General features: G+C 65.9%; 10 protein-coding genes. 5 read left to right on the forward strand and 5 right to left on the reverse strand.

Annotated features, from left to right (window positions below; translation table 11 throughout):
• Window positions 1-252 precede the first annotated feature (252 nt).
• From Cte04_RS15230 to Cte04_RS15250, 5 genes are read left to right on the forward strand one after another with little or no spacing between them, the layout of a single operon-like run.
• The gene (locus Cte04_RS15230; RefSeq protein WP_066479906.1) at window positions 253-1,446 is read left to right on the forward strand and encodes an EscU/YscU/HrcU family type III secretion system export apparatus switch protein; all 1,194 of its coding nucleotides are present in this window, start codon (window positions 253-255) and stop codon (window positions 1,444-1,446) included.
• Entirely contained in the window at window positions 1,446-3,542 is a 2,097-nt protein-coding gene (gene flhA / locus Cte04_RS15235) for a flagellar biosynthesis protein FlhA (protein ID WP_066479909.1), read from the forward strand. Before Cte04_RS15230 ends, flhA begins: the two co-directional genes overlap by 1 nt.
• Complete coding sequence (gene flhF / locus Cte04_RS15240; protein WP_066479919.1) at window positions 3,539-5,119, forward strand: flagellar biosynthesis GTPase FlhF; 1,581 nt, start codon at window positions 3,539-3,541, stop codon at window positions 5,117-5,119. The genes flhA and flhF overlap by 4 nt, the downstream gene beginning before the upstream one ends.
• The gene (locus Cte04_RS15245; protein ID WP_066479921.1) at window positions 5,112-5,990 is read left to right on the forward strand and encodes a hypothetical protein; all 879 of its coding nucleotides are present in this window, start codon (window positions 5,112-5,114) and stop codon (window positions 5,988-5,990) included. Before flhF ends, Cte04_RS15245 begins: the two co-directional genes overlap by 8 nt.
• 5 nt (window positions 5,991-5,995) lie before the next feature.
• Complete coding sequence (locus Cte04_RS15250) at window positions 5,996-6,712, forward strand: RNA polymerase sigma factor FliA (RefSeq protein ID WP_066479924.1); 717 nt, start codon at window positions 5,996-5,998, stop codon at window positions 6,710-6,712.
• Window positions 6,713-6,947: 235 nt separating this feature from the next.
• Here the strand turns inward: Cte04_RS15250 and Cte04_RS15255 are convergent, their stop codons facing one another.
• The 5 genes from Cte04_RS15255 to Cte04_RS15275 all read right to left on the reverse strand — a co-directional run bounded on the left by Cte04_RS15255 (window position 6,948) and on the right by Cte04_RS15275 (window position 13,696).
• A complete protein-coding gene (locus Cte04_RS15255; RefSeq protein WP_066479928.1) occupies window positions 6,948-8,216 on the reverse strand; it encodes an HDOD domain-containing protein in 1,269 nt (422 codons plus the stop codon).
• A 35-nt stretch (window positions 8,217-8,251) separates the two neighbouring features.
• The gene (gene flgL / locus Cte04_RS15260; protein WP_066479930.1) at window positions 8,252-9,460 is read right to left on the reverse strand and encodes a flagellar hook-associated protein FlgL; all 1,209 of its coding nucleotides are present in this window, start codon (window positions 9,458-9,460) and stop codon (window positions 8,252-8,254) included.
• 80 nt (window positions 9,461-9,540) lie between these two features.
• Window positions 9,541-11,502 (reverse strand): flagellar hook-associated protein FlgK, encoded by a 1,962-nt coding sequence (flgK, locus tag Cte04_RS15265; protein ID WP_066479940.1) that lies wholly within the window; start codon window positions 11,500-11,502, stop codon window positions 9,541-9,543.
• Window positions 11,499-12,530, reverse strand: a complete 1,032-nt coding sequence (gene flgJ / locus Cte04_RS15270) for a flagellar assembly peptidoglycan hydrolase FlgJ (RefSeq protein WP_066479945.1) — start codon at window positions 12,528-12,530, stop codon at window positions 11,499-11,501. The genes flgK and flgJ overlap by 4 nt, the downstream gene beginning before the upstream one ends.
• On the reverse strand, window positions 12,527-13,696 hold the full coding sequence (locus Cte04_RS15275) for a flagellar basal body P-ring protein FlgI (RefSeq protein WP_066479948.1): 1,170 nt from the start codon (window positions 13,694-13,696) through the stop codon (window positions 12,527-12,529). The genes flgJ and Cte04_RS15275 overlap by 4 nt, the downstream gene beginning before the upstream one ends.
• Between the last annotated feature and the right edge of the window lie 8 nt (window positions 13,697-13,704).

Raw genomic sequence — 13,704 nt, forward strand, 5'->3', positions numbered from 1 at the left:
GGCCCGGCAGACGCGGTACTTTCGTGTTCGCGCACGAAAGCAACCCGGGAACGCGCCCCTGCTCCCTACCGTGCTGGTGCGAGCCAGAAGAGCCAATGGCGCTGCAGGAGCGAATCCCGGCCTCCGTTGCCCGCAGGAAAAACACAGGCAAAACCACTCAGCCCTAGATAAGCAGCCCTGCAGCGCCGCTTATCCACGCATTGCCCGCGCCGCCAGTTCGCACAATGACGCCATCCAATCCGTCATTGCGCCATGGCCGACTCCCAAGACAAAAACCTGCCCGCAACCGCACGCAAATTGCAGAAAACGCGTGCGGACGGCCAGGGTGCGCGCTCGCGTGATCTGTCGCACCTGGCCATCCTGGGTACGGGCGCGGCACTGATGTTCATCGGTGCGCAGCCACTGGTGCAGCATCTGCGCCTGGCCATGGCCCAGCAACTGGTCTTTGACGGCATCATTGCCAGGAACCCCGCACAGATGCTCGAGCGCCTGCAGTCCATGCTGGGCCTGGGCCTGGTCATCGCGCTGATCTTCGCCATCGTGACCACCGGCGCCTCCGTGCTGGCGGGTGTGGCCGCGGGCGGCTGGATCTTCAGTTTCAAGCCCATACAGCCCCAGTTCAGCCGGCTCAATCCCCTCAAAGGCTTGGCCAATCTGTTTTCCAAGCAGCAGCTCGTCACCGTGAGCAAGATGGTGCTGATGACGGCCATTCTGGGCTTTGTCGCCTGGAAGTTCATGGGCAGCCGCATTGCCGAGGTCACGGCCGTTTCCACCCAGCCTTCGCCCATGGCCCTGTCCATGGTGGGCTCATGGCTGACCAGCGGCGTGGCGCTGCTGCTCGTCGTGGTGCTGCTGGTGGCCGTGATCGACGTGCCGCTGCAGGCCTTTCTGTTCAAGTCGCGCCTGAAGATGAGCCACGAGGAAGTCAAGCAGGAGCACAAGGAATCCGAAGGCAACCCGCAGATCAAGGGCAAGATCCGCCAGAAGCAGCGCGAGATCGCCGACCGCGCCAGCGTCTCGGCCGTGCCGCGCGCCGACTTCGTGGTCACCAACCCCACGCACTACGCCGTGGCCCTGCGCTACGACGAGCACACCATGGCCGCACCCCAGGTGATCGCCAAGGGCACCGACCTGGTAGCCCTCAAGATCCGCGAAGTGGCGGGGGCACACAAGATCCCGGTCCTCGAATCGCCCATGCTGGCGCGTGCGCTGTACGCCCATGCCGAACTGGACCAGGCCATTCCTGCGGCGCTCTACACCGCCGTCGCCCAGGTGCTGGCTTATGTCTACCGCCTCAAGGCCGCGCTGCGCGGCGAAGGCCCCATGCCCGGCGACCTGGGCCAGCCCGCCGTGCCGGTGGAGCTGGACCCCCATCGCGGACGGAGCCAGACCGCCATGCAACCGACTACACAGCCGCCGGCCGGCCCCCCCGAAGGTAAAGCCTGATGACAACGAATCCGCTTCAATCCCTGCAACAGTGGACGGGCTCCAACAGCAAGGCCCTGCAGGGCCTGACCGCACCGCTGCTGGTGGTGGCCATCCTGGCACTGATGGTGCTGCCGATTCCGCCGTGGATGCTGGACACCTTCTTCACCCTCAACATCGCCGTGGCGCTGATGGTGATGATGGTGGCCGCCTACATGATCAAGCCGCTGGATTTCGCGGCCTTTCCCTCGGTGCTGCTGCTGACCACGCTGATGCGCCTGTCACTGAACGTGGCCTCCACCCGCGTGGTGCTGCTCGAAGGCCACACGGGCCCGGGCGCGGCCGGCGCGGTGATCGAGGCCTTCGGCCACTTCCTGATCGGGGGCAACTTCGCCGTGGGCCTGATCGTGTTCGCCATTCTCGTGGTCATCAACTTCGTGGTGATCACCAAGGGCGCCGAGCGCATTGCCGAAGTGTCGGCCCGCTTCACGCTGGACGCCATGCCCGGCAAGCAGATGGCCGTGGACGCCGATCTGAACGCCGGGCTGATCGACGAGACCGAGGCCAAGCGCCGCCGTGCCGAAGTGCAGGAGGAAGCCAACTTCTTCGGCTCCATGGACGGCGCCAGCAAGTTCGTGCGCGGCGACGCCATTGCGGGCATTCTGATCCTGGTCATCAACATCATCGGCGGCTTTGCCATCGGCATGGCCCAGCACGGCCTGTCGGCGGGCCAGGCCGCCGACAGCTACATCCTGCTGGCCGTGGGCGACGCGCTGGTGGCGCAGATACCGGGCCTGCTGATCTCGGTGGCCTCGGCCATGGTGATCTCGCGCGTGGGCAAGGATACCGACATGGGCCGCCAGATCGTGCAGCAGCTGTTCATGTCGCCCAAGGTGCTGGGCATTGCCGCCGCCATCCTGGTGCTGCTGGGACTGATTCCCGGCATGCCCCACCTGGCCTTCCTGACCATGGGCGGCCTGCTGGGCTGGCTGGCCTGGGCACTGGACAGGCAGCAGAAGGCCCGCGCCGCCATACCCGCCCCCGCCCCGGCGGCCCAGGCCAGCCAGTCCGACGGCGAAGCCACCTGGGACGACCTGCAGCCCGTGGACCTGCTGGGCCTGGAGCTGGGCTACCGCCTGATCACGCTGGTGGACAAGAACCGCCAGGGCGACCTGCTGACCCGCATCAAGGGCGTGCGCCGCAAGTTCGCGCAGGAAGTGGGTTTTCTGCCGCCGGCCGTCCATGTGCGCGACAACCTGGAGCTCAAGCCCAGCGCCTACCGCATCACGCTGCGCGGCGTGATGGTGGGCGAGGGCGAGGCCTTTCCGGGCATGTTCCTGGCCATCAACCCCGGCGGCATCACCACGCCGCTGATCGGCACCGCCACGACCGACCCGGCCTTCGGCCTGCCTGCCCACTGGATCGATGAACGCCAGAAGGAAGCGGCACAAATGGCCGGTTTTACCGTCGTTGATTCGGAAACCGTGATGGCCACCCATTTGTCACACTTGATGCAAGTGCATGCAGCCAAGCTGCTGTCGCGCACGGAAACCCAGCAATTGGTCGACCACGTCGCCAAGCTGGCTCCCAAGCTGATCGAAGAAGTCATTCCGAAAATGGTGCCCATCACGACGTTCCAGAAAGTGCTCCAGCTGCTGCTGGAGGACTCTGTGCACATCCGCGATATCCGCACCATCATCGAAACCCTGGCCGAGAACGCTGCCGCCACCAACGACCCGGTGGAACTGGCGCGGCGCGTGCGCATCGCGCTGTCTCCGGCCATCGTGCAGCAGATCTACGGCCCCACGCGCGAGCTCAATGTCATCGCCATCGAGCCCGGCCTGGAGCGCCTGCTGGTGCAAGCCCTGTCCAACCCCGGCGCGCCCTCGCTGGATCCCGGCGTCGCCGAGATCCTCACGCAAAAGGCCGTCGACGTGGCCAATCAACAGGAAGAGCTGGGCCTGCCCGCCTGCCTGCTGGTGCCCGACTCCATCCGCAACTCCATTGCCAAGCTGCTGCGCCGCGTGGCGCCGCGTCTGCAGGTACTCGCCCACAGCGAGATCCCCGAGACGCACACCATCCGCATCGGCCCGATTCTTAAAGGTGCATCCGCATGAACATCAAACGCTTTTACGCCCCCACCTCCCGCGAGGCCCTGGCCAAGGCGCGCATGGCTTTCGGCGAAGGCACGCTCATCCTCTCCAACCGCCAGACGCCCGAAGGCGTGGAAGTCATGGCCACGGCCGAGGACACGCTGCAGAACATGGAGTCCGGCAAGCCAGGCTCTCCGCTGCAGGCCGCCATCGAACGCCGCGCAGTCGAGGATTCCGCGGACATGCGCGAGCGCACTGCACTGTTTGCGCGCCAGGCCGCCAAGCCGCGGGCCGGCATGAGCACGCTGGACCATGTGCAGGAGCGCCAGGCCAAGCAGGCCAAGGCATCGCAGGCGCCATCCCAGTCTGTGCAGGAAGATGTGGAGCAGCTGTCCATGAGCACGCTATCCTTCCAGGACTATGTGCGTGAACGCATGCTGCGCCGCCGCCACGAATCGGCGCTGGAAACCGAAGAGGTCCTGCCCACCTTTGCCCAGCGCGCGCGCCAGCACAATGACGCCGTGCGCCCTGCCGCGCCGGCGGGCCAGCCGTCCGGTCCCAGCCTGAACGTGAGCCGCCACAACCCGCTGCGCGGCGAACCCATCGTGGTCAGGGATGCATCAACCGCCAGGCCGGCCGCTGCCGCAGCGCCCATGAGCCAGCAGCACTTCATGCAGGAGCTGCAGTCCATGAAGGATCTGATCGAGGACCGCTTCAATACCCTGACCTGGCTGGGCCAGACGCGCCAGAACCCCATCCAGTCCAGCCTGATGCACAAGCTGATCCGCGCCGGCTACTCGCCCGTGCTGTCGCGTGCGCTGATCGAACATCTGCCCGAAAGCCTGTCGGCTGGCGACGCCGTGCGCTGGCTCATGGAAGTGCTGGAGCGCAATCTGCGTACCGACAAGGCCCAGGCCCCCATTTACGAACAGGGCGGCGTTTTTGCCCTGGTCGGCGCCACCGGCGTGGGCAAGACCACGACCACGGCCAAGCTGGCCGCGCTGTGCGCCGCCGAGCATGGCCCCTCCTCGGTGGGCCTGATCACGCTGGACACCTACCGCATCGGCGGCCATGAGCAGCTGCGCGCCTATGCCCGCATGCTGGGCATGGTGGCCCACCAGGCTCACGACAAGGCCGCGTTGCAGGACCTGCTGGGCCTTCTCGAAGGCAAGAAGATGGTGCTGATCGACACCACGGGCGTGGCCCCGCGCGATCCGCGCAAGGACGAGATCATGGACGTGCTGGACCTGCCCGGCGTGCAGCAGTTGCTGGCCGTCAACGCAGCCGCCCAGGGCGATGCGCTGGACGACGTGATGCAGGCCTTCAAGGCCCGCGGCTCGCACCAGGCCGTGCTGACCAAGGTGGATGAGGCCGTCAAGCTCGGTCCCTCCATCGACACGCTGATCCGCCACCAGATCCAGCTGCGCGGCGTGACCAACGGCCAGCGCGTGCCCGAGGACTGGGAACGCGCCAGCGCCCAGGCCCTGGTCTCGACCTCCATGCGCGCCAGCGTAAAGTCGGCCTTCGACCCCAAGACCCTGGATCTGGACTTCTTCTTCACGCCGTCCGCATCGCACGCCGCCGAGGCCGCCCATGCTTGAGCACTACTCGCCACCCCACCAGGGCATGGGCCTGCACCTGCAGGCCGACAGCGCCGGCACGGCGGGGCTGCGCGTGCTGGCCATGGTGCACAGCGCCGACAGCGCCGCTGCCGAGCAGGCCGTGCTCTGGCCTCTGTGCGCCCAGTTGCAGCGCCTGGGCCAGACCGTATTGGTGCTGGACGGCAGCCAGAGCGAATCCTTCCAGACGCCGGGCATGGCCCAGCTGCTGGAGCGCTCGGCCTGGCATGCCCAGATGGGCCTGCGCAGCATGGCCGAGGCAGCCGAAACCCGTTCCATCGCCACCCTGCCCGCCCGCCAGGGACTGGCACGCCTGCGCGCGACGGCGCAGGAGCTGGGCATGGAGCCGCTGGCCGCCCTGCAGCGCTACGTGCGCGGCTACACCACGGTGCTGATCTATGCCGACGCCAAGGCTCTCACGCCACTGCTGCAGGGCCAGAACCTGCAGCCGCTGCTGGTCGTTCCGCCCGATGCCGAACAGCTCGTCGACAGCTACCGCCAGCTCAAGACCCTGGCCGTCTACGCCGGCGTGGAGTGCACGCTGGCCGCGCTGGAAGCGCCGGCCGCCGCCGACGGTCCGGCGCGCTACGACTGGAGCCGCAAGCAAAGCAGCGTGCTCACCGATGCGCAGAAATCCCAGATCCGCCTGCAGCGCCTGAACGCGCTGCTGCAGTGCTCGCAGCGCCACCTGGGCGATGCGCCCGTGCTCATGCGCCTGCGCTGGCGCCAGACGCGCGACCTGCATCAGCTCACGCTGCACATGCTCAAGACCGCCTGCATCCTGCCTTTGCACGAGCATTCCGTGCCAAGGCTGGGTACGGGCGCCTGTGCCCCTCTTGCCTGGAGCCATTGAACCCCATGTACACCGCCAAAGGCCAACTCGACCGAGACGCACTGATCCGTCAGCACGCGCCGCTCGTGCGTCGGATTGCCCTGCACATGATTGCCAAGCTGCCTCCCAATGTGGAAGTGGATGATCTGATCCAGGTCGGCATGATTGGTCTGGCCGAAGCGCTGTCGCGCTTCGAAAGCGAGCAAGGCGTGCAATTCGAAACCTTCGCGAGCCAGCGCATCCGCGGTGCCATGCTGGACGAACTGCGCGAGGGCGACTGGATGAGCCGCAGCTCGCGCAAGAGCCAGAAGGAGATCGAGCAGGCGCTCAACCGGCTGGAACAGCGCCTGTGCCGGCCGCCACTGGAATCCGAGATCGCGGCCGAACTCAAGATGAGCCTGGACGAATACCAGTCCCTGCTGGGCAAGGTGCGCGGCACCCAGCTCGTGTACCTGGAGGACATGGCGCCCAGCGGCGAGGACGGCGACGACTATCTGGAGCGCCATGTGGCCGACAGCGGTGCCGATCCGTTCTCGCAGCTGCGCGACCAGCGCCTGCGCTCGGCCCTGGTGGATGCCATCAAGGCCCTGCCCGAGCGCGAGCAGTATGTGATGGGCATGTACTACGAGCACGACATGAACCTCAAGGAGATCGCCGCCGTCCTCGGCGTCACCGAGTCCCGCGTCTGCCAGCTGCACAGCCAGGCGATTGCGCGGCTGCGCACCAAGATGCGCGCGCATTGACATGGCTGGCAGCAGAAAGAAAAGGCACCCTCGGGTGCCTTTTCTTTGGGCGAGCCAGGTGGCGCGCCTTGTATCCGAATCTGTTGAGCGCTTGTTTTCAGACAGGCCGGGGCGGCCAACTGCGCCGGCTCTCGCACCCGGCTTCAGAGAAAGAATCTCCGCAGGCTTGAAAGAGAGCCATGGCCCCAGCATAGCAATCGCTCAAGGCCATTTCCAGCCAGAAACATGCAGGCAGTCAGGCCGCCTTGGCCGCAGCCGGCATGCCCAGGCGCAGATCGCCGAGCATGCGCAGCAGGATGCGGTTGAGGTCCTCGGTTTCCCACTCATGCTCCTCACGCAGCTGGCGGATGGGAGCCGCTTCGGGCGACTCCAGCGCCATGGCCATGGCCAGGGAGCCTGAGTAGGGGCCGGTGCGCGCAATGACGGCATCGAAGATGCGATCCGACAGCGGCATGCGGCGCAGCGTGGTGTTCAGGGGTTCGTGCAGCAGCAGGTCGAGCTGGGAGAACAGCGCGCACAGATACATCTCGCGCTGCAGCTCCAGGCCGACGCCGGCCTCGATCAAATGCTCGGCCAGGCGCGCACGCAGCACCATCTGGGTGCGCAGCGGCACCAGATCCTGTTCCGTGCAGGCGTGGGGCAGCTGGTCGGCCAGCCAGCGCTGCAGCGTGCCCAGGCCCAGCATGACCAGGCCGCGGCGCAGCGAGTCCACGCCGCGGCGCAGGCCCAGGGCCGCGGAGTTGGTGTAGAGCATGAAGCGGTAGGCCAGCACCGGGTCCTCGGCAAGAAGGTGTTCCAGCGTGTCCATGGACTGCTCTTTGTCGATGGCCTGCATCAGCTTGAGCAGGTTGTCACGCGCAGGCTGGGGCTGTTGCAGCCGGAAGGTCTGCACGGTATCGGCCACGGGCCAGCCGGCCACGGCGCCGGCTTCCTGCACGTCCAGGCAGATGCGGGCCAGAGCCAGGCTCTTGAGGCCCTCGTACATCTGACCGCCGAGCAGCTGCAGCGGGCGAACGGACAGTTGCGTGGGCTCCTGCTGCGCCATGAACTGGGCCACCTGCGCGGATGGCATGTTGGGCACGCCCTCGGCGCCCTGCAGCGGCAGGCTCAGGAGACTGCTGGCGAAAAGTCGGGCCGCATCGGGCTCGGGCACCGCGTCCAGCGAGCCTCCCCAGACCAGCATCAGGCCGCGAGCCCTGGCCTGCAGGACCAGCTCGTAAATGCCTTCGTCCTGCAGCAGCCAGTCGCCGCGCACCTCGATCCAGGGGCTGCCCTGAGGCGCATGGACCAGCAGGTCGCACAGCGTCTGGCGGGACTGGGGCGACAGCAGCAGCGGTGGCGCCTGATCGCTCCACAGCTCCTGGAGGATGCGCAGCAGGTGCTGCATGTCGGCCGGCTCGCCCGGATCTTCGTGCAGATAGAGCTGTACGCCAGCCAGACGCCGCTGGCGGTTCCACAAGGGCCGATAGCCAAGGGTCAGGGCGGACAGTGCAGACTGGGTCATGGAGATGCGGAAAAGACAGCTGGCTGATCGTAGCTTCAGCTGATGTAGTTGAACAGTGACAGCTTCTGGATGGAAGCGTAAGACTGTAGCGCAGCCTGCAGACCTGCCTGCTGAACCTGCGCATCGGAAATCGCCTGCACCATATCCATATCCTCTGCCTGGGAGCGTAGCCCTTCCTGGGTCAGCGCCTGGTCCTTCATATCAGACTCCAGTCGGTCGGCACGGTTGAGCTGGTCACCGGCAAAGCTGCGCACCGCCTGCATGCGGCTCATGCCGGCGTCCAGTTCACTCAAGCCACGCTTCAGTCCACTTTGCAGACGGCCGGGGTCGGACCGTCCGGCTTTCACGTCGGCAATGACCTGGTCCAGTACGCTGAACAAGTCGGTGGGATCATTCTGGTTGGGCGCCAGAGTGAAGCTGTCGCCAGTGGCCGGCTCGCCCGATATGGCAACAGACATGCCGCCCACAGTGATTGCCGCACCAGATGTATAGGGGCTGGGAGGGCTGGTGACGTTGGTGGCCATATTGGTGGTCGTATACGTCACGGCGCCAGTAACAGGATCTTTGGTGAAGGCAATGGTGTAGTTGTCCTTGACCAGACTGGGATCCGTGACCGAACCAATATCGGCGCTCACGGAGCCTGGCGCGGCATTGCGGGTAATGCTGAATACGCCATTGCCCTTGGGGACACTGAACCAGGCCGCATGGCCATCCAGTGCAGTGGGCAAGCCATTTTCGCCGCCACTGCTCTGGCCCGGCTGAAGTTGCTCGACGGACCCAGGGCTGCCATTGGCAATAGGCACGTCAAAACTGCCCAGGCCACGAAAGAGAGGAAGACCGCTGGCATCCTTCGTATTGGCATAACTGAAGACCTGATCGCGCAGGCTCGATAGCTGCTGCGCCAGTGCATTCAACGCATCCTGGTCGTATGAGCCATTGCCGGCCTGGATGATGCGCTCGCGGAAGTCTCCGAGCGTGTCATAGGCCTTGCCCAGAATGGATTCACCCTGGGCGATGATGTCGCGCTGTGCGCCAAGCATGCGCTGATCCGTCTCCGAGCGGGTGATACGAGTGCGCGCGCGCTCGGCCTGCGCGGCGCCCACGGGGTCATCGCTGGGGCGCAGAACGCGCTTGCCAGCCGTTGCCTTGTTGATCAGATCCGCCAAATCGCTCTGGCGTGCCCCAATGTTGCGCAGGGTGCCGTCATACATGTTGGCGGTACCCAGACGGGCAATGGTATTCATACGGAAATCTCCTGAAAAAAGCGCCACGCTTGGCTTAGCCAGATTGCGGCCGTTGCCCCCAAGAGGGCCGCTGGCATGCCTCAGCGGCCTACGGTTTGCAGCACGCTGTCGAAAATGCCCTGGGCGACTTGCAGCATCTTGGCGGAAGCTTGGTACGCCTGCTGGAACTGCAACAGCTTGGCAGCCTCTTCGTCCAGGTTGACTCCCGAAACGGCCGTGCGATCGGACTCCAGGTTCTTGGCGATGGTTTCCGAGAGCTGGGCCGTGTATTTGGCGCTCTGCGTACGCGTGCCGACCTGCGCCATGGCGATGGAGAAGCCATCGCTCAAAGTGGTGGAGCCATCGAACAGCTTGGCGTCACGCAAAGCCAGGAATGCGCCGGCATTACCCGTGTCGCGCTGCCAAGCCGTTCCGTACTGGGGATCGGTGGCCTTTCCCAGCGTGACCTTGTCGCTGCCTGTTCCATTCAGGTTTGGCGTGCCATTGAGGGTGACCATCAGCCCCGGGCCCACCTGGATAGGCTCGCCAGAGCGGAATTTGCCGGTAGCCGGTATGCCTGCGGGCGGCGGCGTGATGGTGTACTCCACCTCACCCGCAGCATTCTTGCCGAACGAAATCTCGGCCCCTGCAAAAGTGGAGAAGTCAAAGCCCGCACTGACCTGGATGCCTCCCATCTGCAAGGCAGCATCGCCCAAAGACGTGATGCGCGCCGCCACGGGATTGGCCGCGGCCAAGTCGTTGGGCGCAAACACGGCAGCCTGGATATCGTGGGCTGCCGCAGCCATGGGGCGAAACAGCACGGACTGGCCTGCATTGCCATCCGCCTGCAAATCGAACCGCAAGCCGTCGATGGTCTTGCTGGAGAGGTCGGCCAGATCGTTGAACGCCGTCGTCTGCCCGTCGGACAGCCGGATCACGCGGCCTTTGGGAGCATCATTGCCAAAAACGATCTGATAGTCCGATGCCTTGAGCTGGCTGGCGTCAGTCACCGTGACCTGCGGAGTATTCGGTGCTGTCCACTGCGGGCCGGTCGTGTATCCCTGGCTGGTCAACGGGAGCTTGAACAAATCGCTGCCTGGCTGGCCCGACATTGTCAGTCCCAGCCGGTTTTGCTCGTTCAGCGCGCCACCGATGGCTTGTGCCATGCGGCCCAGCAGATTGCGGCCTTCCGTCAGATCGCTGTTCTGGAACTGCATCAGTCCGGAAATCTCGCCGCCTCCGAGCATACTGGCGGTCAGCGCCACCGGTTGTCCGTTGGGCGATTGGAAGTACAGCCCCATCTTGCCGCTGCCCGGGAATTCGGGCGTCTCTTTGGCTGTCAGCTGACCCGCGTTGCTTCCCATCACAAGCGGCTGGCTATTGGCCACGAACAGGGAAATGCTCCCGTCCTCGGCGGAGATCTGCGTGGTCTGCACGAACTTGTTGATCTCACGAACCAGTTGGTCGCGCTGATCCAACAAATCGTTCGGTGTATTGCCTGTCGCCAAGGCCCGGCTGATCTGGCCGTTGAGTGCCGCGACTTGGCCCGCCAGGCTATTGACCTGGGAGACATCGCTCAGCATCTGCTGCTTGGCGTTGTAGTCCAGTTCATCAAGCTGGCTGGATGCCGAACGGAAACGTGCCGCCACTTCGTTCATGCGGGTCAGAATGACCTGGCGCACCGAAATGTCGGTAGGCGTGTTCGCCACATCGCCAAAGGCGTTCATCATGTCGTTGATGGCGGCTCCCAGCCCGCTCTTTCCGCCCGTGAAAATGTCCTGCATCTGCGCCAGCGACTGGTAGCGGATGGCATCGCCTGCGCTGACCGAACCGGCCAAGGCAGCCTGGCGCGACAGCAGGTCGTTGTAGTTGCGAACGATGGTGGAGACATCCACGCCGTTGCCGATGTAGCCGGAGCCTCGGTCCTGGCCGTCCGAGGTCTTGAGGGCCACAGACTGGCGCGAGTAGCCGGCCGTGTTGACATTGGCGATGTTGTGGCCCGTGGTCTGCAGGGCAAGTTGGTTGGCCATCAGGGCGCGCGCGCCGACATTCAACAGGCTCATGATTGGTTCTCGTTGGGTTGGGACTTGGCCGCCAGGGCAGGCGACGTGGCGGTGGGAGCGGCCGGCGCCGGGACGCCGGCCTGCGCCACGCTCAGGATGGCGCGGCTGAGCTTGCTGGCATAGGCCGGGTCGGTGGCGTAGCCGGCCTTTTGCAGCTCGCTGGCATAGGCCAGGGCCGAGCCCGTCTGGCCCATGGCCTTCTCGTAGCGCGGGTTGGTGCCGATCAGGCGCGCATAGTCGCGGAACGAGTCCTCGTAGGAGTCGTAGGCGCGGAACTTCGCCGTGACCTTGCGCGGCGTGCCGTTGATGTATTCGGTGGTGGTGACCTCGGCCACCTTGCCGGTCCAGCCTGCCCCGGCCTTGATGCCGAACAGATTGAAGGAATTGCTGCCGTCCTTGTTGCGGATCTCGCTCTTGCCCCAGCCGGTCTCGTGGCCGGCCTGGCCCAGCATGAAATGGGCGGGAATGCCGCTTTCCTTGGCCACGCGCGCGGCCGCCGGGGTGTGGTGGGCGACGAAGTTGTCGCGGCCCTTGGGCGCCGGCGCATAGGCATCGATGGACCGGGCTGTGCCGGGCCCGACGCCCGTGCGTGCGCCGCTGCGCACACCGCTGTAGACACCGTCGCCGTTGAAGCTGCGCCAGGCATTGCGGCTCAGGCTCAGCGTGGAAGGCACGGACAGCTCCGCGTCGTCGGCAGCCTCGGTGCCCATGGTGCGCGCCAGCTGCTTGGTGATGGCGTCGGTCAGTCCGCCGGGCTGGCCGGACATGGCCACCGACAGCTGCTGGTCCAGCAGGTCGGTGCTCAGGTTGCCCTGGGCGCTGTCGAGCAGGCCGGACTTCATGGTCGCCTCGCGCATGCTCTTGATCATCTCGCGCATGAACAGCGACTCGAGCTGCTTGGCTGTCTCGCGGGCGGCCTGCGGGCTGTTGTCGCCGGCGGCCGCCTTGAGCGCGTTGAGCGAACGCGCATCCGCCGCCAGCGCATTGCCGGCCGCCAGCGAGGATGTGTTGGGCAGGGCAATGCTCATATCACTTCCAGTTCGGCATTGAGGGCGCCTGCGGCCTTGATGGCCTGGAGGATGGCCAGCAGGTCCTGCGGCGTGGCGCCCAGGGTGTTGAGGGCACGCACCACGTCGGTGAGCTGCGGAGAGGACGGCATGTTGATGACCTTGCCGGGCTCCTGGCGCACCTGGATGTCGGATTTCTGCGCCACCACGGTCTGCCCCTGCGAGAAGGGCCCGGGCTGGCTGATGACGGGCGTGGTGCTGATGGTGATGGACAGGTTGCCGTGGGCGATGGCGCAGGGGCCCAGCGTCACGGCCTGGTTGAGCACGATGGAGCCGGTGCGCGCATTGATGACCACCTTGGCGCCGGGCTTGGAAGTCTCGATGGGCATCTCCTCGATCTCGGCGATCATGCGCACGCGGGCGCCCGTCTCCTGCGGTGCCAGCACGCGCACGGTGCGGCCGTCCATGGCCGTGGCGGTGCCGGCGCCCATGCGCTGATTGATGGCGCGCACCACCCTGTCGGCGGTCTGGAAGTCGGTGGCATTGAGCCCCAGCGTGATGGTGTTGCCCTCGGCCAGCGGCGTGGGCACGGAGCGCTCGACCTGAGCGCCCTGGGGCACGCGGCCGGCGTTCAGATGGTTGACCTGGACCTTGGAGCCCCCGGCTGCAGCGCCGGCGCCGCCGACCACCACGTTGCCCTGGGCCAGCGCATAGATCTCGCCGTCGGCGCCGCGCAGCGGCGTGGCCACCAGCGTGCCGCCCTTGAGCGACTTGGCATTGCCCATGGACGAGACGTTCACGTCGATGGCCTGGCCCGGCTGGGCAAAGGCCGGCAGCTCGGCCGTGACGATGACGGCAGCCACATTCTTGAGCTGCAGCTGGCCCGCATTGCCCGTGGCCGGCAGGGCAATGCCCATCTGCTCGAGGTAGTTGGACAGCGCCTGCTTGGTGTAGGGCATCTGCGTGGTCTGGTCGCCGGTGCCGTCCAGGCCCACGACCAGGCCGTAGCCGGTCAGCTGGTTGCTGCGCACGCCCTGGACGGCAGCGACTTCCTTGATGCGGGTGGCATGCACGGGCAGGGTCGGCATGCCGGCGCCCAGGGCGGCTGCGATCCACACGGCGGTGCGGGCCGCACCGGCAAGTTTGGGTGCCGGGCGCATTTTCAGGAGCATGGACAGTACTTTCATACCGTCCA

It is taken from the genome of Comamonas terrae, assembly GCF_001544075.1.
Classification (GTDB): domain Bacteria; phylum Pseudomonadota; class Gammaproteobacteria; order Burkholderiales; family Burkholderiaceae_C; genus Comamonas; species Comamonas terrae.